The organism is Alteromonas ponticola (genome assembly GCF_012911815.1).
Lineage (GTDB): Bacteria > Pseudomonadota > Gammaproteobacteria > Enterobacterales > Alteromonadaceae > Alteromonas > Alteromonas ponticola.
In genome coordinates this window covers 55,254-80,646 of the sequence record NZ_JAATNW010000001.1, presented here as the reverse complement: position 1 = coordinate 80,646, position 25,393 = coordinate 55,254, and the positions used below count along the sequence as shown (strand labels likewise).

Here is a 25,393-nt window from a genome sequence, read left to right as displayed (position 1 = left end):
GCTGGCAGCGTTATTTTACCTGCTCATCCGATGACACAATTTGATTTCGACCTGCTTGTTTGGCTTTGAGCAGACGCTGCTCGGCTCGCTGAAGCCAGGCCCGCCAGTCATCAGTGCCAATAATACCGGCGATACCAAAACTGGCTGTAACATTTGTACCCTGAAGCAAGTAAAGCTTCTCAATGGATACGCGAAGTTGCTCCGCTACCAGGTTTGCTTTTTCTATTGGTGCATTAAATAACACCACTAAAAATTTTTCATCGGCAATTCGATACAGCAGATCAACTTTACGGCAACGCTGTTTTAAGAAGCTACTGACACCTTTTAAGACACCATCAGCTACGTTTTCACCCAGTTGGTCACTGATACGTTTAAAATGATCAATTTCAAACGTGACCGCGGCAATGGGCACAGCGCCACGTTTAGACTGCTCAATAATCTTTGTTAATTCCTCTTCCAGCGAACGTTTGTTCCGTAAGCCGGTTAACTCATCAGTCACTGCAAGTTGCTTCAGCTTTTCATGCTGAACTGCTATGACGCGAATAAATATGGCAGTGAATGAGGCGACCATAATTAGCGTAATCGAAGTACGAATAGCCAGTGCGGTATCAAAAATTAACCAGATGTTTGGAATAAGCAGGAGTAACATGAACCCGCTAGCTACCCAGGCACGCCGCTCAGGGAGCATAAAGTAGCAGGCAATGATTGCCGGATAACACCACAAGCAGCCAAATACACCCTGGGTGAACAGTAGTTCTATTAAAAAGACGGTTACGGCGGGTACTAAACCAAATAAAATCAGATCGGTATGATAGCGTTTAAGTTTAATGGTGCTTATGGCGTTCAGTGCGAGTACTGCAATAATACCCAGGGAATAAACCGCCAGTACGGTCTGTCCATTTATCAGGTGATTTACAGCGAAAGGAAGTCCCATGATAATAAACACAACTGCAATGCGCAGCGATGATTTATACAGAAACTCATCTTCACTAAGCGAAAGTCGTTGAAACCACTTAATCAAAAAAACGTCCTGTCATTAATTCAAAACGAATTTATTGTAATGGGTTTATACCCAAAAAGTAATGCTAAATAGGAACTTACTTTTGAATATCCGATTCAGCGGGAGAGGGGAGTCTGATGTAAGGTGCTTTTCCTACTCAGTTAAACGCACCTCAGGTTAAGGAGGATTAACCTGAGGTGTATAGGGTAAGAAGAGCCACACCTTAAGTGGCTGATGAGTAAACAATAATCAGATGGTTCGGGTTGCTAATGCCGGCGAAATTTTAGCTGCTCTGAACGCAGGCCCAAAGGCAGCAAGCTGGCCAACGTTAAACAGCAACACCACACCGGCAGGAATGTAATACCAGTCTAATGCTTTTACCGCAAACCACTCGATTAGCATAAAGTTGAGTCCGATGGTTAGCCCAACACCCAGTACAATGCCGAACAAACTGATTATCAGGTTCTCCACCATAAAATAACGGATTATTGCTGATTTACTCGCGCCTAGTGCCCGACGTGTGCCGATTTGTTTGCGGCGACGATTTACGTTAAAGCTGGCCAGACCGATAATACCTAAAGCGGTGATAAGCGTGAGTAATACCATGGTAACCGTTAAGATTTTTATCATCGCGCTGTGTTGGCGGTAGCTTGCATCGCGGGTTGAGGTAATTGTCTCGACATTGCGGATGATCCGGTTCGGGTATTGGTTGGCTAAGGTTTGTTCCAGTGAAGTCATTAAGGTATCACGCATGCCCGGCTCAGTGCGAATAAGGTAACGCATACTGGGAAATGCCATCCACTCCGGGGTTAATGTGACGTGATCCAGATTATTCCAGCCCACCCAGGGTGCTTGTAATTTATCAATGATTCCTTTAACTATCATCGGCTCGTTGTCACCGATATAGACGGTTTTGCCGACAACTTCGTCTACGCTCAATTCAGGAAAAAGGCTTTTCGCTAATGCTTGGGTGATGATTGCAACATCGGGCCAGTCAGACTGATTGCGTTCTCGGAACCGAATATCAGAAAAACTGAAATTTTCACCTGCCACAAGCGCGGCATCGTATGTATTCAATGCGTGATCATCGACCATGTAATTGGCGGTACCGACACTCTCAACCTCATCCCCCGGCGTAGTGGTGAGCCCCATCGACCAACCGCTGCCACTCATGGGAATAGCATTAACCTGAATCGCATCCACCACACCTGGGGTACTGCGTATTAAATCCAAATCCTCACGGGTCACCCGTTTACTTTCAAAGTCGTTACCGAACCCGGTAGTGGTCAGATAAAACGTATTGGCTTCATCTAAACCGCTTTCCCGCTCCATCATGGACTTGCGTTCAACGATGATAAACACGGCATTTACGATAATGGTCATGGTGACTGCAATTTGTAATGCAATTAACATTGCACCAACTTTGTTGCGCAGCAGCGCCCGCATAATAGGGCCAAGTTCTAAATTACTCATTGTTGTTTCCTATTGATTGCGTAATTGTGTTGCGGGTGGCACAGAACACGCTTTGTACGCCGGATAACATCCAGCCAACACACTGGAGATAACGGCAAGGGCAATGGCCACGGTTACCATGGTCAAATCAATTGCCACATGCTCACTGACAAAGTCACCATACATTGATTTCACTGCTTCGATACCGGCCAGGGCGAGTACCAATCCCAGCACACCACCGATAATGCCAATTAAAGCAGACTCGGTGATATATTGTGAGAATATAGCTTGTTTAGGCGCACCGATTGCTCTGCGCAAGGCAATGTCTGCAGTACGTGTGGCATATTTGGAAAGCAACAAACCAACGGTATTTAACAGGCACACCAGCAGGAATAACGCAGCCAGCCACATCATGATTTGCGCATCATCGGCAACCACTTCCTGAATTTCCATCCACTCCATTACCGAAGAGATGCGGTTGTTCAGTGGGCGAGGGAAGCGGCCTAACGCTTTTTGCTCTTCCACATAGGCATTCAAAAAGCTCATGTACTGTTCTTGCTCTGCTGCATTATCCAGCTGAACCCAAAACTGATAATTGATGCACTCTGACATCAAAAAGCCCTCAAAACCGTCACCATCAGGATCTTTCCAACAGCTATTGTTGCCGCTGCTCCCCAGCTCTAACGGTAGCTTTAAAGTGAGCGGCATGAACACATCTTCAGGGCTCTGAAATGCCCCTGTAGTGACATCATAAAAGCGCGGTATAGGTTCATAGTCATCCAACACACCCACTACGCGAAAGCGATTACCCGCGATGGTTAAGGTACGGCCAACTGAATTTTCACCACCGAAAACCTGTTGATTGGTTTTTTTGCTTAACACAACGACCTGTTCGCTATTTTTATCAGCGGTAGGTTGCCAGGGACCACCATAAAGGAATGGCGGTTCGAAGAGGTTGAAAAAAGTTGTATAGGTTAAGCGAATACCCGCCATGAAAGGCTTGATTTCACGGTTGTCAGACTCGATAACACCGCCTGATGTGCCCATGGCGACCTGCTTAAAACGATCATGTTGCATCAGGTTGTTGGCGTCGCGCCATGTCACCTGATCCGGTGGCTCATTCTCATCATTGAAGGGGAAGTGGGGCCCCCAGTTATCCAGCTGCACATAAAATAGCTGGTCGCTTTTGTGTGGGATTGGATTGGCAGACATCATGTAATTCACCGTGATCGTGGTCATACACGCGCCAATGCCCAACGCTACGGCAAGTACCATCAGGCTGCTGAGCCAGATGTTGCGGCGAATACTTTTTATCGCCAGCTTCATATAATAAATAAACATAACCGGCTCCCGCTATTGGTTTGACGCTGCGGCTAATGGCAGGATGGTTTCCGCTTCACTTATCTGGCCATCGCGAACAAAGACATTGCGGGATGTTTGCATAGCCAGTTCAGGATCATGAGTGACCATGACAATCGTCGTGCCCTGTTGGTTAATTTCCTGTAGCAGCGACATCACACTTTTCGCCATTTGGCTGTCCAGATTCCCAGTCGGCTCATCCGCTAATAGAAAACGGGGTTTACCGGCCAGCGCGCGTGCTATGGCAACACGCTGCTGTTGTCCACCCGACAATTGCGACGGTAGATGTTTCATCCGGTTCGCCAGACCAACACGTTCCAGGCTCTCTTTAATTCGTTGATGACGCTCAGAGCGACTCAGACCGCGGTAGCGCAGTGGAACATCTACATTATCAAACAAATCCAGATCGGGGATAAGATTGAAACTCTGAAAGATAAAGCCTATTTTTTCATTTCTTAAGTTGCTGCGTTGTTTATCGGAGAGCGTTTGCACATCAATGCCATCTAACAGGTAGCTACCCGATGTATGGTTTTCCAGCAGCCCGGCGATGTTCAGAAAAGTCGTCTTACCGGAACCGGATGGGCCTGTAACCGACACAAAATCACCCTCCTCTACACTAAAGGTAAAGTTTCGCAGCGCATGGGTTTCAACCAGTTCGGTTCTGAATGATTTGCAAAGGTTGTTCATTTTTAACATGATCTTTCCTTGGTTATTATTGTGTGAGCAGCACTGTTTCAGCACCGTTAAACTGTTCGAGTCCAGAGACGATGACTTTGTCACCCTTTTCCAGACCTTCTACTATTTCGACTTTGGATAAACTGCGTGAACCGGTGATAATAGGCACCAGATGGGCCACATCACCGTCGACCCGGTAGGCGACTTTTCCGCCACCACTTTGCAAGAACTGACCGCGCGCGACATATAACACATTGTCTTTGGTTTCCATTAATATGCGGGTGGTCAGACGCTGATTCTGACGTAAGCCCTGCGGCGCGGTATAAGTTTCACCGTCAGCGCTCTGTGCACTAAAACGTACCCGTCCGTTGACCTTATTATCCTGAATTTCTGGCGAGATGGTGACGAGTTGAGCCGGGTAATTGCGGCCATTGAATTCGACCTCTGTTGCCATGCCAATCGCGAGGTCGTCGGCATAGCTTTCGGGGATATCTATTTCCAGCTCAAACTCGCTCAGATCCACCACACTTAAAATAGCCTGATGCTGGGTTACCTGGTTTTTTTGCGCCACCGCTAAATTACCGACAATCCCATTAACCGGGGAGCGTAAGGTAAGCTCGTCCACTTTTCGCGAAAGGTCGGCGACTTTAAGGCGCTGTCTGTTAAGTTGGTGTGAGCGGCTTTGAATTTCAAATTGCAGGCTCTCCGCATTCAGCTTGGCATCATCTACTGCATGTTGGTGCACCAGTTTGGCGTTATGTAAATCGTCTTGCGCTTTCTCATAGTCAATTGTACTGATTGCATTTGTGCCAAACGCTTTATCCGCGCGCCGTTTTTCCCGATCAGCTGCGGTGAGCGATACTTGCGCTAAATCAATTGCTTTTTGGTCTTCAAGCATTTGCTTTTTGGCCTGAATTTTTTGTCTATCCAAAGCAGTGGTCAGTTCGTCCAGTACCGCTTGTTCTTGCTCTAATTCACTTGCCAGGGCCGGGCTGTCAATTGTAGCCAATGCCTGGCCCTGGCTTACTTCATCACCGGCATCTACTTCGAAGGTAATTGTTCCCTGGGCGGGGCTGTATAGTTTTGGGCTGACCGCTGCCACCACCCGTCCTTGCACCGACAGATCGCGGACCAAATCCCCTTGTTTAACGGTTGAAATCCTGACCCTTTCGGCAGAGACACTGGCCTGAGAATTTCCCCACTGGGTTAACACGGGGATCAGATAAAGTGCGGTTATTATAAGAAGCACGAGTGCAACTATGATGTAGAGTGTTTTTCGAGATTTTTTGGGTGCGATCAGGGTGTCCTGTCCACTGGTATCGGCGATATGCATAGCAAAAGATTCTGTCGTTGTTTTTTGCTATGTCGAGCGGGAAGGGTAAAAAGTTTAAATTAGGATTAAAAAAAATGACGCACCCAAATAGGGTGCGTCTGGTTTTGGGTCAGTCGCGATTGCGTCCCAGTTTGTCATGGCTGGAAACCCAGTGGCCGGCAATAACCGCACACGCCAGCGAAATATCGCCGGCTAATACGGTAGCGGCCACAATTTCCGCAAACTTGTTGGCCTTGCCCTTACCGTAACAACCTAGAAGTTCCAGACATTCTCGCTGAGTGGGTAACCCTGTGCCCCCACCATAAGTGGCGACAATTAACGATGGTAAGGTTACCGAAAGATAAAGATCGCCATTGGGTAACAGCTCATGTGACAGCAAGCCTGCATGCGATTCCACTACATTAGCTTCATCCTGACCTGTGGCTATAAATAGCGAAGCAATACCATTGGCGGAGTGAGGACCATTATAGGCCGCGCCCGCTAACATCGCGCCCATGTTGGCGAGCACCGAAGAACGTGCCATAACGGTGGTTTCTACCTTCATCATTTTGCGCATGATGTCTTTATCAAGAGTAATTTCGGCCACCACGCGTTTGCCACGAGAATGCAGCATATTTAAATGGGAATGTTTTTTATCCGTATCCATGTTGCCTGAAAGCAAGTATTCGCAATCACCGGGGTAATGCCGTTTAATCCATTCGCACGCTGCCAGTGTCGCTTTGCCTACCATATTCTGCCCAGCGGCATCGCCGGTCGTATAATTGAACCTGACATAGCGTAAACGTGATACTGACCATTGCTCCAGATGCTGAAGCTTACCAATCGAAGTGGTACTTTCAGCAGCCTGACGGATACCCTCCATATTGGCTTCCAGCCAGTTGCCAAAATCTCGTGCTTCTCTGGCATCACCAAAAATAAACGCTGGAGCACGTTGCATAAATTGTTCGACAACTGTGGTTTTGACCCCGCCACATTCATTGATCACGCGCATGCCGCGACTGTAGCTGGCAACTAATGTGCCTTCGGTAGTCGCTAATGGAACATAAAAGCGTCCCTGCGCGTGTTCACCATTGATATCCAGAGGGCCTGCAACGCCCACGGGCATTTGTACGATGCCGATAAAGTTCTCGATATTGCCAGGTAACACTCCGGGATCAATGGTGTATTCACCGGTGTACTTTAACGTTGCCCCCGTTTGCTGCTGCAAAAAGTCTCTGCGGATTTCCGCCTGCTCGTTACTGTGATCATTTTGTCCATCCCGTGGTATTCGATACCGTCCATCAGCCATGTTACCTCCTGAAAAAAGCTATAAAAAAAGACCGCAACAATGGATGTATTTCGCGTTGCGGATAAAAATGTAGTTAACAGGAATATTTCTGCCAGTTAACGTCTTTTTCTTAGATAAAGCAAAGGCAGTACCAACAGTACCATCCAATTCATCGAACCACCGCCGCCGCCACCGCCGGTATTTGTAACCGGGGCATTTTGATTAATATTGACGGTGATTGTTTCAGTGACCCGATTGATACCATCAGTGACGCGAACCGTGAATGTCAACTCGGGTCGGTTGGGCGCAACACGGGTTAAACTACTACTTTCATTACCGTTAATGGTTATTGTCAACGCATCGCCCTCAGGATCAACTGCGGTTGCTGATACTGTAAAGGATTGACCAACCCGCACTGTCGCAGGGGCATTAACGGTCACTACCGGAGGCTGGTTAACCGTTGCCGCAGAAAACGCGTTAGTTTTCTCTGACTGTGTATTCGGAATGTTAGTCACGGTTGAGCTCGCCTGATATTTAACCCCATTTGCAACGCCGGAACCCGTGAGAGTAATATCGAGTGACTTCGGTTTAGAAATATCATCCGCGTAATAAAAGCATACCTGAGTGCCATCAACGATCTGGCTTTCAACATTACCAATCGTAGCTTCACTTTGCTCAAAATAGGGCAAATGAACCAGCGTGTTGCCTCTGGTACCTGTACTGTTTTCCAGGCCTACCGACACGGGGGGAATATAATCATGTATGACATTGGCGTAGGAAAATACAATCTGTGGTTCACCAGCAACAGCGTTGTTGTTGAACACAACCTGGAAATCTGCGATGTCAGTAAAGGTGTCTTCCACATTGTAGAGTTCAAAGGGAAAGGTGACATTGTCCCATTCAATAATGGTGATGCCATCTTGCGTGCTTTCTGCAATTGAAACCGTTGCGCCGTTTTCAATATCCAGGATCCAGTCGCGCCAAAATGGTGCAACCACCCCATTTGGTGCGTTTACTTCCGGCATGGATTGATTAATCCATGGCTCAATACCGACATCACTGTTAACCGTCACAAATCCGTCATCAGACACAATAAGTGAATTGTACTGTCGTCCGAACAAACTGGCAGAGACTGCAAAAGAATTTAACACCGTATCACCATCCATTTCAGTAGGTTCAATGTCAAAATCACTCAGGTTGATGTAGCCAGTCCCCGTTCCTAAATCCGGATTTCTGCAGGTAGCATCGGTAAGATTGGTTGTCATCCGGTAAGCAGGCTCAAAACCAAACAAGGAATTCTGGGTAAGCGTCCATGTAAGGCTCTGCTGATTAATGCTGATATTTCCCGGACCAGAGGTAGATTCAACTTCAACGTTGTCAGGCAATGGTAGTGTAATCTTGTACTCTCTGTCTTCAGTGGTGAAATTTGCGATAACATTAAGTGTAAGTTGCTGACTATTTGCATTGCTTGACGTGATGGCATTGCCGGTTAAAAAGACATCATCTGTTCCTCTGACAATATCAACCGGGATCGCACCTAAGTTAGCGGGATTGTCAGCATCGGTACCTAATACCAACATGCCTGAATATCGCTTGCCGGTTTCGCTTTTTTCCAGATCCCACATCACCCGCATATCAAACAATTCAAATTGCTGCACACTGGAAGGGGCGGTAGCATTAAGATTAGACGTGGGCGTATTATCGACAACTGAAGTGGATAAAATAAATTCATCTGCGGCTGATGCGGACGACGCACGCCAATTCTGCACAATGATCAGATAATCCCCCGCTTGTGGGTTTTCGATACTGATATACTCATCCGCAGTGGAGGATTGACTGAATTCAATCACCTCACTTTCAGATGGAATACCATCTCTGTTAGCATCGAAAACCACAAACAAATCTAAATCAGGTGAGGTCGACTGTCTGGTTTCGACCACTAAACGTAAGGCATCATTTTTAACGTTGATTTCTTCAATAAACACACCGTCAGTTACGTCGTCCAGAAAATCACTGGTGTCAGAATCCTGCGCCACCGTCGCTGAAATCTCTTTCGGCGGGTTCAGTCCGTAGCCAGTTACCTGAAAGTCAGTTATTTCGATTGTTGTCAGATCGTTAACCAGATAGGAATCATGGTCGCGATGAGAAGTGAAATTAAGTGCATCGGGCAAAGTTCCGTTGGAAGGCTTTACCGAAACGGGAATGTGTAAATCCGGTGAGGATGGCGAGGTCATATTGACAATACCAAATTGCCACACACCTGACTTGGCCTGTGACGCGTCAGCCGTCACTGTTAATACCTGTGTGTCACCTTCGTTCAGGGTAAAACTGGCGGGCGTAACTGACACTGACAGATCATCAGATAGTGAAGTCGCCGAAGCACTCCAACTGCCATCTTTGGTTGCGATAAAGGTTCTGGTCCAACTGCAAATACCAAAGCATTCCGTATCGGTTACAGAGGGTAAATTAAGCGTACGTGGTTCGCCTCCTAATTCCGGATCAGCGGCAGCATAATTTGCCCCGGTTTCATCCATCACCAAGCCAGCACGCACGGCAAGGTCTACCTGAATGCGGCCGGCGCCAATATCGAACCAGTCCGCATTGGTGGCGCCGTCTTCTTTTAATAACGCAGTATTCGCAGTCATCATGAGCGCTGAACGGATGTTATCTGGTGACCAACCGGGGTGCTCCTGTTTAACCAGTGCAGCAGCACCCGCCACGTGTGGACTGGACATCGACGTGCCGGAAAGATAGGCGTAGTCTGCCGGCGCAGAACCTGTCTCATCCTGACCATACTGCTGATCTGCGTAGGCTGCATAAATATCAATACCGGGTGCAATAAGCGAAGGGGTGAGGGTACTGATAGACCGGTTAGGACCGCGGGATGAAAAATCTGCGGTAATATCAGCTTGCGTATCGTCGATAACTAACTCACCCACGGCAGCCGTAATGGTTGCACGATGGCCGCTTCCTGAGGCTAGCCAGGCTTTAAGCCTATTGCCATCCGCAGTGTTGATGTGAATACCGGGAATGATATAGGCGTCATTGTTCAATGAAATCTGGCCATCTTCAACATTCGCCAGCACAAAACCACCTGCGCCACCGTCGGCTACATTAATTGCTTTGTCGACACGTGCAATTTCACCGCGATCACATACTACAATCTGTCCGCTGAACGTGCCAGTTGGAAAAGGCTCCAGACATTGAGCCGGATCAGTTCCTGGTGCGTTGGCGTTGTCAAAATCACCCGCGTAAACGATGGGAGCGGTGATGCCCCCCGTATTACTTCTGCCTTCGATAGAAGACAATGACGAGGCACCACCCGTAAAGTCGGTGAGAAATTTTTCATACTCAACGGTACGGCCAGTGGACGAAGCACCTACCGCGGTTACCCATGGCGCATGTTTAGCGGTTGAAAAAGGCGTGGGCCCTTCGTTACCTGCTGAGTGGGCAAGAAAAATTCCTGCATTTCGCGCTGATAGCCAGGCAGCATTAAGCGCGCCTGTCCATGGGTAACCCCCTCCTGAAATGGAAAAATTGATAACATCAACAATACCAACCTCAATGGCGTCTTCCACCGCTGCCACCATTGGGGTACCAAGACATCCTCCGTACGTATCACCCGTGTTCCCCGGCTGGCATACTTGATAGGAAATGATATTGGCATGCGGCGCGACGCCAGAAATGCGGTCAAATACGAACCCTGTTGGTTCGCCGTCGCTTTCATTTACCTCAAATTCAGGGGTGACTTCAGGCACATTAAACAATACGTTTCCGGCAGCGGTGGCCGCCGTATGGGAGCCGTGGCCGTTATAATCCTCGCCGTTTTTAGGTAGAGACACTGAAAAAACAGCGTCATCATCATAAGCATTGGTTATCTCTGGGTAGGAGTAAACGCCTATCAATTTGTCATTGCAGAGTGTGGAGAACTCACCCGCGCAGTCACCTAAATAGTTATTGGCGCCCAACGGATTGGTATGGTTATAACCATCGCCGCCAATGTCTGCAAACGACGGATGGTCACTGTTGATACCGGAATCAAGCACACCGATAACAATGCCTTCTCCCTCGCGGCCGATACCGCTTTCGGTCGCGCTGCCATCCCATACTCCCTGGGAGCCGATTAACAGCGGGCCAGTATCCGTATCCAATTGATATATTCGATCTCTTTCGACAGCACTTACGCCCTTAATAGTAGCTATCTTTTCCGCTTCAGCAGGTGTGGCAAGGATGGCCATTCCATTTAACGCATATTGAAACGCTGCAACACGTTTATATTGTGGCATGGTTGCCTGCATTTTCTGTTCAACCAATGCCTGTTTTCTCTCGAGCTGCGTTTTATACTGTTGCGCGTCGGTTGAATGCACATTCACTTTTGACGCCTGGCGATTTGGCATCTGATTGAGTGAAGAAACTGCGCTGACCGGTTTTTTTAACAGCAACCCTTTGGGTTCATTCATCAATGCAACCGGGTTATCTTCCAGTTGGACAAGGTAGACGAACTTTTTTACCGAACCGCTAGGCACCCCGTGGTGAGATACAACTTTGCCGCTCTGTGTTTTAGTGTATTTCTTTTGTGCTAATGATGGGGGGACGCTCAATGCCGCTGGCGTCTGCAACCGGCTCCCATCCTTTCCCGTATCGCCTGCAACAGGATGCACAGACATCGACATGACCGCTGTCGAGACTGCGAAAAAAAGTTTATTTTTCATGTTGGTAATCTCCTACTACCTGTTACCAATCCGTTTGATGACATCATTACCACCGATAAAGAAAACTGCAACAGTACTATCTACGGACAAGAAAACATAATGCGATTAAATTTGATTAATTATTGCAAAGGATTATGAACATTTGCTTAATTGCACTATTTTTTAATGCTAATTTAAGCAACCTATAGTTACGAGTAAATTTTGACGCAAAACCGAGGAGCTATTGTTAATATGTTAAGCAATCTGCATAAAATTTAACATCAGTTTAAAAAATTAGGATAGTTATCTTAAAGCTCGCACTATTTTTGGAACAAAATTTTTTGCAGTCTGATTTCATATCATTAAATAGCAAGGTCTTTTATGTTGCTATGATCTAGCATACATAAACTGAAACCGTATTACTGAATACTTTTTACTTTCCACATTTATAAAATAAAGTACTTAACCTGAATTCAGGTTACTCACCTCACACTTTTAAGAGGAATGTATCGTGCAAGACAGAAATCATCTCGCGCGGGTATCAACAACACATGAGGTCAATGTAATTGAAAATGGCCTGATTGATATACCGATGCTACAAATTCTGCAACCCGATGGCAGTGTGCACAAGGAAGCCGTTGCTCCAGAACTGGATCAGGAAACCGCCACAAAAATGTATAACACCATGGCGTATATCCGTGTTCTTGACGAACGTATGGTTGCTGCGCAACGTCAGGGCAGAATCAGTTTTTATCTGGCCAGCACCGGTGAAGAGGCTGCAGCGGTAGGCAGCGCAGCTGCGTTGTCAGATAATGACATGATCATGTCGCAGTACCGTGAACAAGGCGCATTGGCATACCGTGGCTATACCACTGAACAATTCATGAATCAGATGTTCAGCAATCAAAAAGACCCTAACAAAGGGCGTCAGATGCCCATCCATTATGGTGACAAGCCACTGAATTTCATGACAATCTCTTCACCACTCGGGACGCAGATTCCGCAAGCATCAGGCTACGCCTATGGCCAAAAGATGGCGGGTAAAGACGCGGTGACGATTTGCTATTTCGGTGAAGGTGCAGCGTCAGAAGGTGATTTCCACGCAGGTTTGAATATGGCCGCTGTACTAAATTGTCCGGCTATCTTCTTCTGCCGTAATAATGGATACGCCATTTCGACTCCGTCTGATGAACAGTTTGCCGGTGATGGAATTGCATCGCGCGGTTTAGGCTACGGAATCAAAACCATTCGTGTAGATGGCAATGATATTCTGGCAGTTTACGCGGCGACCAAGTTAGCGCGTGAATTAGCTCTTAAAGATGAGTGTCCAGTGCTGATTGAAGCGATGACCTATCGTCTGGCCGCGCACTCTACTTCAGACGATCCAACGGGTTACCGCTCTCGCGAAGAAGAGGATAAGTGGCGTGCTAAAGATCCGATCAAACGCATGGAAAAGTGGTTGGAAAGCAAGGGGTGGTTTGATGAAAAAGCTGCGCAAAAATTGCTCGAACAAACCCGTCAGGACGTATTGGCAGCAGTAAAATTGGCCGAAAAAATAGATGTTCCCCCCATAGAAGATCTTGTTAATGACGTTTATTCGGAAGTTCCATGGCACTTAAAAGACCAGCTAGAACAGTTGAAGTCTCATATTCGCCAGTATCCGGATGTTTATCCTAAAACTTCAGGGAGAATAAAATAATGGCGAAGATGAATTTATTACAAGCTATTAATAACGCCCTGATCACAGTGATGGAGCAGGATGAGCGCGTAATGGTGTTTGGCGAGGATGTAGGTCACTTTGGTGGGGTATTCCGCGCAACCAGCAACCTGCAACAAAAGTTTGGTAAAGGTCGTTGTTTCAACACCCCGTTGACGGAACAAGGTATTATTGGTTTCGCCAACGGTTTGGCCTCACAAGGTTCGGTTCCGGTAGCGGAAATTCAGTTTGGCGATTACATCTTTCCAGCATTCGATCAAATCATTAATGAAACCGCAAAATTCAGATACCGTTCTGGTGGCCAGTTCAGTTGCGGCACACTAACAATTCGTACCCCTTATGGCGGCGGAATTGCCGGAGGCTTGTATCATAGCCAGTCACCTGAGGCGTTTTTTGCACATTGTCCAGGGTTGAAGATTGTTGTACCGCGTAATCCGTACCAGGCAAAAGGCCTGTTATTAGCGTCGATTCGTGATGATAACCCAGTGTTGTTTTTGGAGCCGAAGCGGCTTTACCGTGCTTCGGTTTCTGATGTGCCGGAAGACGATTACGAGCTACCGCTAGGTAAAGCAGACATTGTACAAGAGGGTAAGGATATCACCTTATTGGGGTGGGGCGCGCAAATTGAAATTCTTCAAAAAGCGGCTGAAATGGCGTTGGAAGATGGCGTATCCTGTGAAATTATCGATTTACGCAGTATTTTACCCTGGGATGCCGATACAGTTGCAGAATCAGTGATGAAAACCGGTCGTTTATTGATCAATCACGAGGCACCGCAGACTGGCGGTTTTGCCAGCGAAATTGCGGCGACTATCCAGGAGAAGTGTTTCTTGTATCTTGAATCGCCCATTGCCCGGGTTTGCGGTTTAGATACCCCTTATCCGCTGGCGCATGAAAAAGAGTACATGCCGGATCAATACAAGACATACGAAGCCATTAAACGTACGTTGAAGTACTAGGGGTAAGATGATGACGACAGATTTTATTTTACCTGATATCGGTGAAGGTATCGTTGAATGTGAACTGCTCGAATGGCTGGTTGAAGAAGGTCAGCATATTGAGGAAGATCAACCCGTTGCGGAAGTCATGACTGACAAAGCCACGGTGCAGATCCCCGCAATGCATTCAGGTACAGTGAAAAAACTGCACTATAAAAAAGGTGATATTGCGAAAGTGCACTCACCGTTATTTGCGATTGATGTTGACGGTGAAGAGAGTTCGGCACCGGTAGAGGCAGACGCTGCAAAAGAAACGGTCGAAGAGCAAAAGCAGGCATCCGCTCAGCCATCTGACAACACCAGCACAGAAGACTTCATTTTGCCTGATATCGGTGAAGGTATTGTGGAGTGCGAAATTGTTAAATGGCATGTGGCGGAGGGTGATGTTATTGCGGAAGACCAGCCAGTGGTTGAAGTAATGACTGATAAAGCGGTTGTGGAAATTCCGGCAAAACATGCAGGCACCGTCGCTAAACTTTATCATCAGCAGGGAGATATCGCTAAGGTTCATAAACCTCTGTTCGCGCTTGCGATTGAAGGCAGCAGCGAAACTACCACGCAAACGCCGTCTCAACCCCAGACAAGTTCTAAATCACAGCCGTCTGCCAAGCAAACTGAGCAACGTTGGCCCGATGGTGCCTACGAGCCACCGGTAGCAATACCCGGCAAAGTGCTGGCAAGTCCGGCAGTCAGACGAATTGCCCGAGAGCAGGAAATTGATCTGACGAAAATTGAAGGTTCAGGCAAGAAAGGACGCATTTTAAAAAACGACGTTCAGCATGTTGATGGCCAACAAAATGCACCGGTACCGGCAAAGTCAAGTACGTCAACCGCTGCCTCTAAGCCCGCTCAGGCCAAAGGTGAAACGCGTACAGAGAAAGTGCGTGGCATTCAGGCGGCGATGGCAAAACAGATGTCGGCCTCAGTGTATACTATTCCGCATTTCACCGTCAGTGACGAATTGCGCATGGATGCATTGATTGCATTACGTCAACAGCTTAAGCCGGTATTTGAAAAGCAGGGTGTTAAGTTAAGCTTCATGCCTTTCTTCGCCAAAGCATTGTCACTGGCTTTAAATGACTTCCCAATAATCAATTCGCAGCTAAACGATGATGGCACAGAATTAACTTATTTCAGTGATCACAACATTGGCTTCGCAGTTGATTCAAAAATTGGCCTGCTGGTACCTAACATAAAAGGTGTACAAAACCTTTCACTATTGGACATCGCTGAGCAAATGCAGGTTATCATCGACCAGGCCAGAGAAGGTAAGTTAGGTGGTGACACGCTGAAAGGCGGCACCATCAGTATTTCTAACATCGGGGCAATTGGCGGAATGACTGCCACGCCAGTGATCAACAAGCCGGAGGCGGCAATTGTTGCATTGGGTAAAACGCAGGCGTTGCCGCGTTTCAATGAAAACGATGAGGTTGAAAAACAGCACATTATGCAAGTGAACTGGTCAGGCGATCATCGCATCATCGATGGTGCCACCATGGTTAAATTTAATAACTTATTTATGAGTTATTTGACCAATCCCAGCACCATGCTAATGCACATGCGTTAGGATTAATTGGACAGGGAGATTTTCCCTGTCCGATTTTCTTTCAACAAGGTACACTGACCCCATTCCTGGCAAACCAATCGTATTACCTTGTTAAGTTATAAACACATATTTCATGCTGGTAACCATGCCGATGTGATTAAACATCTTTGCTGGCTCAGCGTTATTACCTATCTAAAAAATAAAGATAAACCCTTTACACTGTTTGATACTCACGCAGGCGCAGGGCAGTACGCATTAGATTCTGAGCATGCGCAGAAAAACAGTGAATTTAAGACAGGCATCAGCACTGTTATTGATAGTAAATTCTCATCGTCCCTGTTGCAGCATTATCAGGATGTATGCAGTGGTTACTGGCGTCAAAACTTATACCCTGGCTCACCGCTACTGGCAGCAAACGCGCTACGTTCTCAAGATACCCTCCAGGTAATGGAGTTGCACCCCAATGAAGTGGTTAATTTGCGGCAAGCGTTAAAACCCTATACTCATAACAGGCAAGCGCAGGTGCACCATCGTGACGGCCTTGAAGGGCTTCAGGGACTGGTACCTCCGGCAAGTAAGCGGGGAGCAGTCCTGATTGACCCACCTTACGAACAAAAACAGGAATACAACGCCGTCGTGTCGTGTGTCACCACGACACTGGCCAAATGGCGAAATGCACAAATCATTATATGGTTCCCGCTGTTAACCGAGAGAGCGCGAGATAAAACGGGCTTAAGTGAACAGATGGTCAGCGACATAGTTGATTTAGGTTTCGAGACACTCACTGTAGAGCTGCTTATCGGGCAAAAAACCAGTGACGTTGGCATGTATGGTTCAGGGGTTTGCGTAGTGAATCCAAGCTGGAACCTGGATCAGCAACTAGGTCAGGCGTTAGACGAGTTTTGTCAGATAGCAGCGTCGTCCAGTAGCCGGGTGCATTGGTTTAATAAGCAGTAACGTATGACCAAACCCCGGGAGCTTAAACATTTTTATATTCCTGAAGAGCAATCAATTTATCTGCTTTCTCATCAGGACGCCAAAAAGCTCAAAGATTGGGTTGCCCTATGTATCGAACAACTCGCGCACCTCGGCTACCGCAAAATCCACTTCATAGGTAAAGGTGCGTTTGGCTTTGTATTCGGAGGCGAAACCGCTGCGGGACGCCATCGGGTATTTAAATTTTCACGTATTAATTTACCGCAGCACGTACAGGATCGCCTTGAAGAAGAAGCATTCATGTTATCCCACGTTCTGCACAGACAAGTTCCGGCGCTGGTCGAGTTTCAGCATGTGGGTAAACAATCGATATTAGTGATGCAAAGGGCGCTGGGCAAAGATCTGGAGCAGGTTAGTCTGGAACAAGGGCCACTGTCGCCGCGCATTGTGCTTAAAATTGCCGTTCAATTGGGCGAGATCCTGCTTACCTTAAAAAACTATAAAGAAAAAAATGGCGAAGCCAAGCCACTGGTTCACGGCGATATTAAGCCATCCAATCTGGTGTGGAATGAGCAACGGGAAACTGTAGAGCTAATAGATTGGGGATCATCGGTATTCGCCCAAATCGATGAAACGGGTCAGTTCATCGGCAGCAATGTTATGGACTTAATGTCTGGTGATATGCAGCAAACCAACGCAAGGCTGGGTGATATCTACTTTATTGGCGATGACCAGTTAAATGGTGCGTTATCGTCTCCACGATTTGATGAACAAGGATTAGCCAGCACACTTTACGCACTGGCGTCGGGCCAGTCCTGCCGGTTTGGTAAGAATGTTATTACGCCAATGTCATTGGGATTACCGAAACTGTTCGCCAATATCTTAGCCAATATGCTCAGCGACAACATTAGCAAACAACATCAGGGTGGTGACTATTTCTTTAACAACCTGCATGTTTTAAAGCGTCTGGTGTTCGCAGACGATGATAAGCCGCCTGTAAATTCACTGATCCCAACTTGGTTAGGGCGCACCGAAAAAAGCATTGAAACCGTTGTCTATAGCTCTCGCAAATCTTTTTTGCGCTTGCAAAATGAAGAACAGGAAGACGAGCTCAATTACATTAACGACGCTCAGTTTGAGCGTTATTATAAAAATTATATGCAGGGAATGGGAGCCACTGAAAAAGCTTTTTTGGCGGCGATAAGTCGGCTTGGACGATACCCTGTGGTCGGAGGCGTGGTGATTCGCTGGGAAGCGGACGGCATTTATGTTGATTCGAGCTTAAATCTGTATGATGAAAACCTCAAAGCTGCGTTCGAATTAGCGGTTAACAATGTTATTCATCTGGCCAGAGCTATTCACCGCCAGGGTGTATTCAAGTGCTGCATGTTCAATGCAAAAGATACGCTTCATATAGAAAGAGATAATCAATACGAAGCTTTCATGCCCGATAGGTCCTGTCATATCCCGTTTGAATTGTCAGGACTTTCGGTCACGCATGATCAAAGCCGCACGCACTCCTATTTTGAAGACGGACAGGACCCTGATGAACTGCTGAAACTGCCAGATGTGATGATGTCATTACTGCAGGAACTCAATCAAATTCATCACACTGGCTGTATTATTTTCGAAGCGTTACCGACGCATTTGAAAATTCATAGTTATTTTATGTTGCTTGACCACGAACAAACGCAGCGTTTCACTCAATTGTTAGAACAAATTGTTAAAGCCGTACCGCTAATTGATGGCCTTGGTATATCCGGATTTATGAAACTTCCGTATAAAGACACCCGTTATTTTGAACACAAGGCGCAACTGCCTGAAAAGTATTATCCGCGTAACCCCAGAGCGTGTTAACCTTTTCAAATCGTTGCCGTGAGCCAGTTTAACCAATGCATAAAAAGAGAGTAAATTAATGAGCGAAGTGAAGCTTGCTTCATTGTTTGAGTTAGAGAAAATTGAAAAAGGCCTTTATCGCGCAGAAAGTTGGGACTTAGGCTTTCGCGCATTGTTTGGTGGTCAGGTATTAGGGCAGGCGCTCGCTTCTGCATACCAAACTGTCGAGCCCGGTCGCGTTGCGCACTCTTTTCATTCTTATTTCCTGTTACCTGGTGATGCTAAAAAGCCGGTGGTTTACGATGTTGAAATCGTCAGAGATGGACGCAGTTTCTCGGCCCGCCGGGTGAAAGCCATTCAGGACGGTAAAAATATCTTTTATATGACTGCGTCGTTTCAGTCGCCTGAGGAAGGGGCAACACATCAAAGTGCGGTAATGCCAGAGGCACCCGATGTCAACACGCTGCAATCAGATATTGAATTCTATGAGGCAAACTTTGATAAAATTGCGCGGCCTTTACGAGAAGCATTGAGCTATCATCGTCCCGTTGATATTCGCACGGTTGATGCGGCAAATGCCTATAAATCAGCCCGCCGCGAACCTACGCGCTATATCTGGATGCGCGCCAGAGAGTCACTGGGTAGTGCTATCTCACTGCATCAGGCTGCGTTGGCGTATGCTTCAGATTACCATTTTCTAAGTACCTCGTTGCAACCCCACGGCATTTCCTTGCTGGATAAAAAACTGCGTATTGCAACGATCGATCATGCCATGTGGTTTCATGGTCCAGTTAATTTTAATGAGTGGTTACTCTACGCCATGGAAAGTCCGTTTTCAGGGAATGCCCGTGGTATTGTTAAAGGCCAGATATTTAATCAGCAAGGTCAACTGGTTGCCTCTACCATGCAGGAAGGTCTGATGCGTATGGTGGGTGAGTGAAGTGATTTATCGATTGGCAAATAAAAGCCCGCAGTTGGCTGACGGCGTGTACATTGCCCCCGGTGCTCATGTCATCGGTGATGTTGAACTGCAAACCGACACCAGTATCTGGTTTAATGCTGTGGTTCGTGGTGATTGCCATAAAATTATTATTGGCCAACGTTCAAATATTCAGGACGGCAGTGTACTGCATACAGATAAAGGGGTCCCGCTGACACTGGGCAAAGGTGTTACGATAGGACATAAAGCAATGTTACACGGTTGTGTAATCGGCGATTACAGTTTGATAGGCATTAATGCGGTGGTGCTTAACAAGGCTAAAATTGGTAAGTTCTGTATTATTGGAGCGAATACGCTCATTACTGAAGGCACTGAAATACCGGATTATTCATTAGTGGTCGGTTCCCCCGGCAAAATTATCCGCACACTGGATAAGTCCATCGAATCATCGTTGATCGATTCGGCCGCACACTATGTCAGTAACGCCCAACACTACCGCGAACAACTGACGAGTCTGTCAGATCCTGCTGCGTTTATTTAATTTATTGGTAGATAAAAAATGCCCAGAACAAAAGTTCCGGGCCTAGGGGAATGGCTCATTGCTGAGCCGTGCGCTAACTTTTGCAAGGGAGAGATTCATGCAAAATTTTTTACAAGGGGAAGATATAATAGAACATTATTGACCAAGATATAAACAGTTTTTTGTGAATTTAATCTTTCAATTTTGTTAATTTATCGCATTAAATTAAGAAGCATAATAAATACAGTTGCTTAGCTAATTGCGAGTAACAGAGTTTAGAATTGAAAATGTTGTCCACAGGTAGTGCACAAAGTTCAAACAGGATATTACCATCACTATATCGCCGATTTAACAAATACATTTTTTCCTAATATTTTCAATGTGTATGTTAGTCATGGGGTGCTTGTCGTATGGTGAATATCTTGACAAGATTGTGCTTACCTCAAGCAATAAGGATAAGTCGTGACTGAAACAAGCACTTTTATACCGCCAACTCGCACCCTGATGGGGCCTGGTCCATCTGACGTCAGCCCCAGAGTACTCAATGCACTGGGTCGTTCTACCATCGGTCACCTTGATCCTGCCTTCGTTATGCTAATGGACGAAACGAAGGCACTGTTGCAGTATGCTTTTCAAACCAAAAATTCCTTGACGCTACCTGTTTCTGCCCCGGGTTCTGCGGGAATGGAGGCATGTTTTGTTAATTTAATCGAACCCGGTGACAAAGTCATAATCTGTATCAATGGCGTGTTTGGAAAGCGCATGGTCGAAAATGTGATTCGATGCGGCGGTGAACCCATTACAATTGACTCGCCGTGGGGCCAACAAACATCTGCGGATAAACTTGAATTAGCTTTAAAAAGTCATCAAAAAGTAAAAGCGGTGGCGATGGTACATGCTGAAACCTCTACGGGTGTGCGCAATGACGTCGAACAACTCTGTGCGATTGCCAAAAACTACGACTGCCTGACGATAGTCGATGCTGTAACGTCATTGGGTGGCATCGAGGTAAATGTGGATAAATGGCAAATTGATGCCATCTATTCAGGGTCGCAAAAGTGCCTTAGCTGCATCCCCGGTATTTCTCCCGTCTCTTTTAGTGAACACGCCGTTGAAATCATTAAACAACGCCAGCATCCGGTACAAAGCTGGTTTTTAGATATGAACCTGATTATGGGATATTGGGGAGAAGGCAGTCGCTCGTACCACCATACAGCGCCGGTTAATAGTCTCTACGCGTTACATGAAGCGCTGCTTATTTTAAAACAGGAAGGGCTACAGAATGCCTGGAACCGGCATAAGCAACTGCACCAAAAACTGGTAGCCGGCTTAGCTGAAATGGGCTTAAGCATGCTGGTTGAACCCGATGCGCGATTACCACAATTAAATACCGTGCGTGTGCCAGAGGGTATTGATGAGGCCAGAGTCAGAAAAGTTCTACTGGAAGAATTTCAACTGGAGATAGGTGCTGGGTTGGGAGAACTGTCAGGTAAGGTGTGGCGGATCGGGCTGATGGGGCATGGTTGTTCACAGCGAAATGTTGATTACTGCCTGGCGGCCCTAAAATCTGTTTTAAAATAATTCTGTTAAGGTAGACTTGAAAAATAAACGAGAACCGCAGTAGCGGTTCTTTTTCTTTGCCCTATAAAAACAATAAGAGGCAGCATGCTACATAAAATTTGGCTCTGTTTTATTGTCAGTGCATTTTTAACCGCGGTTATACAATTTTTTTCCGGGACAGGCCCGGAAAGTTTTCAGCACGTCATGCAAGCTGTCACTGAGATGGTAAAACTCAGTGTGGAAATTGCGATTGGCCTGATCGGTGTGCTGGCATTTTGGCTGGGCATTTTTAAAGTAGCAGAACATTCAGGTTTAATCGCTAAGCTCGCCGCGCTGTTGTCTCCGTTTCTACGTCGAGTGATGCCTGAGATCCCAAAACATCATCCTGCACTTGGCAGCATTACCATGAATATGTCAGCTAACGTTCTGGGCTTGGATAATGCGGCAACGCCTTTTGGTATTAAAGCGATGCAAGACATGCAAACTTTATCGTCCGATAAAAGTACGCTTACCAATGCACAGATTTTGTTTCTGGTATTGAACACATCGTCGGTAACACTTTTTCCTATCGCGGTATTTCTTTATCGGGCAGAGCAGGGCGCTGCGCAACCAACGGATGTATTTATTCCTATTTTGATCGCTACAAGCGCATCAACACTGGCAGGCCTCATTGTTACCTGCATGATCCAGCGGGTTAAATTGTTTAACCAAGTTATCTTGCTTTACCTGGGACTGTTTTTCAGTTTGATGGCTAGTGTAATCCTTTATTTCACCCATTTGGCTGCCACTGATTTAGCCAATCAATCTGCCACTGTGGCGAACTTCTTACTGCTAAGTTTCATTGTTATTGTGTTAATTGTCGGCTGGAAAAAGGGGCTGGATACCTATGATCTGTTTATTGAAGGAGCAAAAAAAGGCTTTGAGACCGCGATTACGTTAATTCCATACTTGGTTGCAATGCTATTTGCTGTTGGCATGTTGAGAGCCAGTGGTCTTTTAGAAATGATAACCGGCTCAATCGGTGCCATGGTGCACTTTATGGGATTTGATGCCCGGTTTGTCGATGCTCTACCCACTGCATTAATGAAGCCGCTGAGTGGCAGCGGGGCCCGGGCAATGATGATAGAAACAATGTCACACCATGGTGCAGACTCCTTTGCCGGACGCTTAGCTTCCGTTTTACAAGGCTCTACAGAAACCACGTTTTATGTATTAGCTGTTTATTTGGGTGCTGTGGGTGTAAAGCACTCCCGCTACGCTGTGGGCTGTTGTCTGGTTGCTGATGGCGCGGGTATTTTTACTTCAATCGCAGTCAGTTATTGGTTTTTTGGCTAACTTTAACGTTTACCTATTGACGCTATATGTTGAGCGTCACTATGCTATGTCAGGTGATTATTATAACCCCTGAGCAAAGGCTATTTATGGTTAAACTGAGTTCGTATTGGCTGGTATGTGTTTTGCTGTTTTTTGTCGGTCATGTAAGTGCCCATGATGATGCGGCCACAGCGTCTACCATACAAGTCCAGGGTAATGGCTTAATTGATGTTACTCCAGACGCCTTCTCAATTACGTTTGTGCTCGAACAAAAAGGGCAGGTTGTCACTAAAATAAACCAGTTAGTTGAGGCTGAGTTAACCAAGGTTATCGATTTTTTATTGGCTCAGGGTATTGATTCAAAGCAGATTCAATCGATGCAAGTCAGACTTACGCCCCATTACGAGTCAACCCCGGAGGGCCATCGTGAAAATGGCTTTATGCTTTCACGCGAAGTGACGGTAACCCATAAAAATCTGGATGATTACGACAAATTAATTGACGGCATTCTTGCCCGGGGTGTGACACGTATCCAGCATTTTGATTTTGTAATTACCCAGCAGGCAACCTATTATGAGCAGGCGTTGACTGCCGCGGTGAATGACGCGAAGCAACGTGCGTCCTTGTTGAGCAAACAATTGGATGTGAAATTGGGTGAGGTGATGCAGATCTCTGAATCTGGCGGTTATATGCCTATTTCACAACCTAAATATCGCATGATACAAGCCGAAGCAGCCCCGTCTTTGCCGGGGCAACAAACGGTTTCGGCAAGTGTTAATGTAACTTTTTCCATACATAAGTAAGAGTGAAAATACCTTTGTTAAACGATTTTTATCAACGCTTGGTAAATCAAGCAGACAGTCTGGTTTCAGGTGAACCGGATTTAATCGCAAATATGGCGAACATTAGCGCATTATTATATACCCAGCTGGAAGATGTGAACTGGGCGGGTTTTTACTTGTATAAAGAAGACCAGCTAGTGTTGGGGCCGTTCCAAGGTAACCCTGCGTGTATCAGAATACCGATGGGTAAAGGTGTCTGTGGAACAGCTGCGGCTAACCGTGAGACACAGTTGGTACACGATGTGCACGAATTTGAAGGTCATATAGCGTGTGATGCAGCATCAAATTCAGAAATTGTGATCCCGCTGGTTGTAGGCGATACTTTATTAGGTGTATTAGATATTGATAGTCCCAGCATTGGGCGTTTTACAGAAGTGGATAAAGCGGGCTTGACAGCAATCGCAAATAGCTTGCTGGCAACGCAATCGTGAAGCAAAATGTAGATGTGCAGGTAGTATTGGCGACGCCTGCCGACATGGAAGACTTTTTTGATGACGCCAATGAAGCGGCAGAACAATTTAATTTTATTGTTCATGTTTTGTACGATCGTGCCGATGACGATATAAGTGCATCGAGCATGGAGCGTTTATTTCAATATTGTTGGGAAACCTGGCATCGTTACCCAGATTTAACAGACATTGATGAAGATGAATTGTTGGATTGGGTTGACCATACGTTGGCAACTTGGGATGATGCAGATAACCAAGATAACTTGTGATTGATATAGAACCATTGATGGAAGAAGCACAACAAAAATTTTCAAACAGTAAAGAAGTTATTGCGTATTTAGCTGATAAGTTTCCGAACTGTTTCTCTCTAAAAGGGGATGCCAAGCCACTTAAGATTGGTATTTTTCAGGAACTGGCAACCCGTTTAGAGGAAGACGAGCGTGTGAGTAAGACCCTGTTGAGGTCTACTTTACGGCATTACACTAACAGCTGGCGTTATCTGCACAGTATCAAGGAGGGCGCTTACCGGGTTGATCTCGATGGTAATCAGGACGCACAAATTGAGAAAGAGCATGCCGATCATGCCCGTCAGCAATTAGATGAGAGCAAAGAAAAGGCTGCGCTTAAAAGAAAAGCGCAAAACGATTCGGCGTCTCACAAGCAAAACACCAGGCAGCGAGAAAAGGCTTCAACAACATCGTCACCTGCCAGACGCAATGTTGAAGGAAAAAAGGGAACTAAATCTAAATCTAGCAGACCAACTAAAACACCGCCGCCAAAATTAACTGAGAATGATTTGCACGCAGGTACCCAAGTGACAGTGAAATTAGGTAAAGCGCCTATGCACGCTGTAATTACTGAAGTAGCAAAAGATGGCATTCACGTTCAGTTGGATTCGGGCATGGTAGTAAAAGTCACTTCTGAGGCTTTACGTTTGGCAAGTTCCAAGAGGTCGTAA

20 protein-coding genes are annotated in these 25,393 nt (G+C 46.3%); 13 read left to right on the top strand and 7 right to left on the bottom strand.

Translation table 11 applies throughout. The annotated features are described in order from the left end of the window. Window positions 1-10: 10 nt before the first annotated feature. From HCJ96_RS00255 to HCJ96_RS16420, 7 genes are all read right to left on the bottom strand, one after another. Window positions 11-1,021: a GGDEF domain-containing protein gene (locus tag HCJ96_RS00255; protein ID WP_169209032.1), complete on the bottom strand. Its 1,011-nt coding sequence runs from the start codon at window positions 1,019-1,021 to the stop codon at window positions 11-13. A gap of 228 nt (window positions 1,022-1,249) precedes the next feature. After that, entirely contained in the window at window positions 1,250-2,473 is a 1,224-nt protein-coding gene (locus HCJ96_RS00250) for an ABC transporter permease (RefSeq protein WP_169209031.1), read from the bottom strand. A 9-nt stretch (window positions 2,474-2,482) separates the two neighbouring features. After that, complete coding sequence (locus HCJ96_RS00245) at window positions 2,483-3,793, bottom strand: ABC transporter permease (RefSeq protein WP_169209030.1); 1,311 nt, start codon at window positions 3,791-3,793, stop codon at window positions 2,483-2,485. 12 nt (window positions 3,794-3,805) lie between these two features. After that, complete coding sequence (locus tag HCJ96_RS00240) at window positions 3,806-4,507, bottom strand: ABC transporter ATP-binding protein (RefSeq protein ID WP_169209029.1); 702 nt, start codon at window positions 4,505-4,507, stop codon at window positions 3,806-3,808. 16 nt (window positions 4,508-4,523) lie between these two features. Next, window positions 4,524-5,819: an efflux RND transporter periplasmic adaptor subunit gene (locus tag HCJ96_RS00235; RefSeq protein ID WP_169209028.1), complete on the bottom strand. Its 1,296-nt coding sequence runs from the start codon at window positions 5,817-5,819 to the stop codon at window positions 4,524-4,526. Between the two features lie 109 nt (window positions 5,820-5,928). Continuing rightward, window positions 5,929-7,107 (bottom strand): hydroxymethylglutaryl-CoA reductase, encoded by a 1,179-nt coding sequence (locus HCJ96_RS00230; RefSeq protein WP_169209027.1) that lies wholly within the window; start codon window positions 7,105-7,107, stop codon window positions 5,929-5,931. A gap of 95 nt (window positions 7,108-7,202) precedes the next feature. Then, a complete protein-coding gene (locus HCJ96_RS16420; RefSeq protein ID WP_169209026.1) occupies window positions 7,203-11,798 on the bottom strand; it encodes a S8 family serine peptidase in 4,596 nt (1,531 codons plus the stop codon). 490 nt (window positions 11,799-12,288) lie between these two features. Between HCJ96_RS16420 and HCJ96_RS00220 the strand changes: the two genes are divergently transcribed. From HCJ96_RS00220 to proQ, 13 genes are all read left to right on the top strand, one after another. Further along, a complete protein-coding gene (locus HCJ96_RS00220; RefSeq protein WP_169209025.1) occupies window positions 12,289-13,476 on the top strand; it encodes a thiamine pyrophosphate-dependent enzyme in 1,188 nt (395 codons plus the stop codon). Beyond that, a complete protein-coding gene (locus tag HCJ96_RS00215) occupies window positions 13,476-14,453 on the top strand; it encodes an alpha-ketoacid dehydrogenase subunit beta (RefSeq protein ID WP_169209024.1) in 978 nt (325 codons plus the stop codon). The genes HCJ96_RS00220 and HCJ96_RS00215 overlap by 1 nt, the downstream gene beginning before the upstream one ends. Window positions 14,454-14,463: 10 nt before the next feature. After that, window positions 14,464-16,059 (top strand): dihydrolipoyllysine-residue acetyltransferase, encoded by a 1,596-nt coding sequence (locus HCJ96_RS00210; RefSeq protein WP_169209441.1) that lies wholly within the window; start codon window positions 14,464-14,466, stop codon window positions 16,057-16,059. Window positions 16,060-16,191: 132 nt separating this feature from the next. Then, the gene (gene rlmJ, locus HCJ96_RS00205; protein ID WP_343034625.1) at window positions 16,192-16,995 is read left to right on the top strand and encodes a 23S rRNA (adenine(2030)-N(6))-methyltransferase RlmJ; all 804 of its coding nucleotides are present in this window, start codon (window positions 16,192-16,194) and stop codon (window positions 16,993-16,995) included. A 3-nt stretch (window positions 16,996-16,998) separates the two neighbouring features. After that, window positions 16,999-18,831, top strand: a complete 1,833-nt coding sequence (locus tag HCJ96_RS00200; RefSeq protein WP_169209022.1) for a protein kinase domain-containing protein — start codon at window positions 16,999-17,001, stop codon at window positions 18,829-18,831. Window positions 18,832-18,889: 58 nt separating this feature from the next. Then, the gene (locus HCJ96_RS00195; protein WP_169209021.1) at window positions 18,890-19,750 is read left to right on the top strand and encodes an acyl-CoA thioesterase domain-containing protein; all 861 of its coding nucleotides are present in this window, start codon (window positions 18,890-18,892) and stop codon (window positions 19,748-19,750) included. Window position 19,751: 1 nt separating this feature from the next. Then, the gene (locus HCJ96_RS00190; RefSeq protein ID WP_169209440.1) at window positions 19,752-20,291 is read left to right on the top strand and encodes a gamma carbonic anhydrase family protein; all 540 of its coding nucleotides are present in this window, start codon (window positions 19,752-19,754) and stop codon (window positions 20,289-20,291) included. Between the two features lie 483 nt (window positions 20,292-20,774). After that, window positions 20,775-21,851, top strand: coding sequence for a pyridoxal-phosphate-dependent aminotransferase family protein (locus tag HCJ96_RS00185; RefSeq protein ID WP_169209439.1), 1,077 nt, complete (start codon window positions 20,775-20,777; stop codon window positions 21,849-21,851). 84 nt (window positions 21,852-21,935) lie between these two features. Further along, the gene (locus tag HCJ96_RS00180) at window positions 21,936-23,165 is read left to right on the top strand and encodes a nucleoside recognition domain-containing protein (protein ID WP_169209020.1); all 1,230 of its coding nucleotides are present in this window, start codon (window positions 21,936-21,938) and stop codon (window positions 23,163-23,165) included. A gap of 86 nt (window positions 23,166-23,251) precedes the next feature. Next, window positions 23,252-23,947, top strand: a complete 696-nt coding sequence (locus tag HCJ96_RS00175; RefSeq protein WP_169209019.1) for an SIMPL domain-containing protein — start codon at window positions 23,252-23,254, stop codon at window positions 23,945-23,947. An 8-nt stretch (window positions 23,948-23,955) separates the two neighbouring features. Beyond that, window positions 23,956-24,417 carry a GAF domain-containing protein gene (locus tag HCJ96_RS00170; protein ID WP_343034639.1) on the top strand — a complete coding sequence of 154 codons (462 nt, stop codon included), beginning with the start codon at window positions 23,956-23,958 and terminating at the stop codon, window positions 24,415-24,417. Then, complete coding sequence (locus HCJ96_RS00165) at window positions 24,414-24,704, top strand: hypothetical protein (RefSeq protein ID WP_169209018.1); 291 nt, start codon at window positions 24,414-24,416, stop codon at window positions 24,702-24,704. The genes HCJ96_RS00170 and HCJ96_RS00165 overlap by 4 nt, the downstream gene beginning before the upstream one ends. 17 nt (window positions 24,705-24,721) lie before the next feature. Then, entirely contained in the window at window positions 24,722-25,393 is a 672-nt protein-coding gene (gene proQ / locus HCJ96_RS00160; protein ID WP_169209437.1) for an RNA chaperone ProQ, read from the top strand.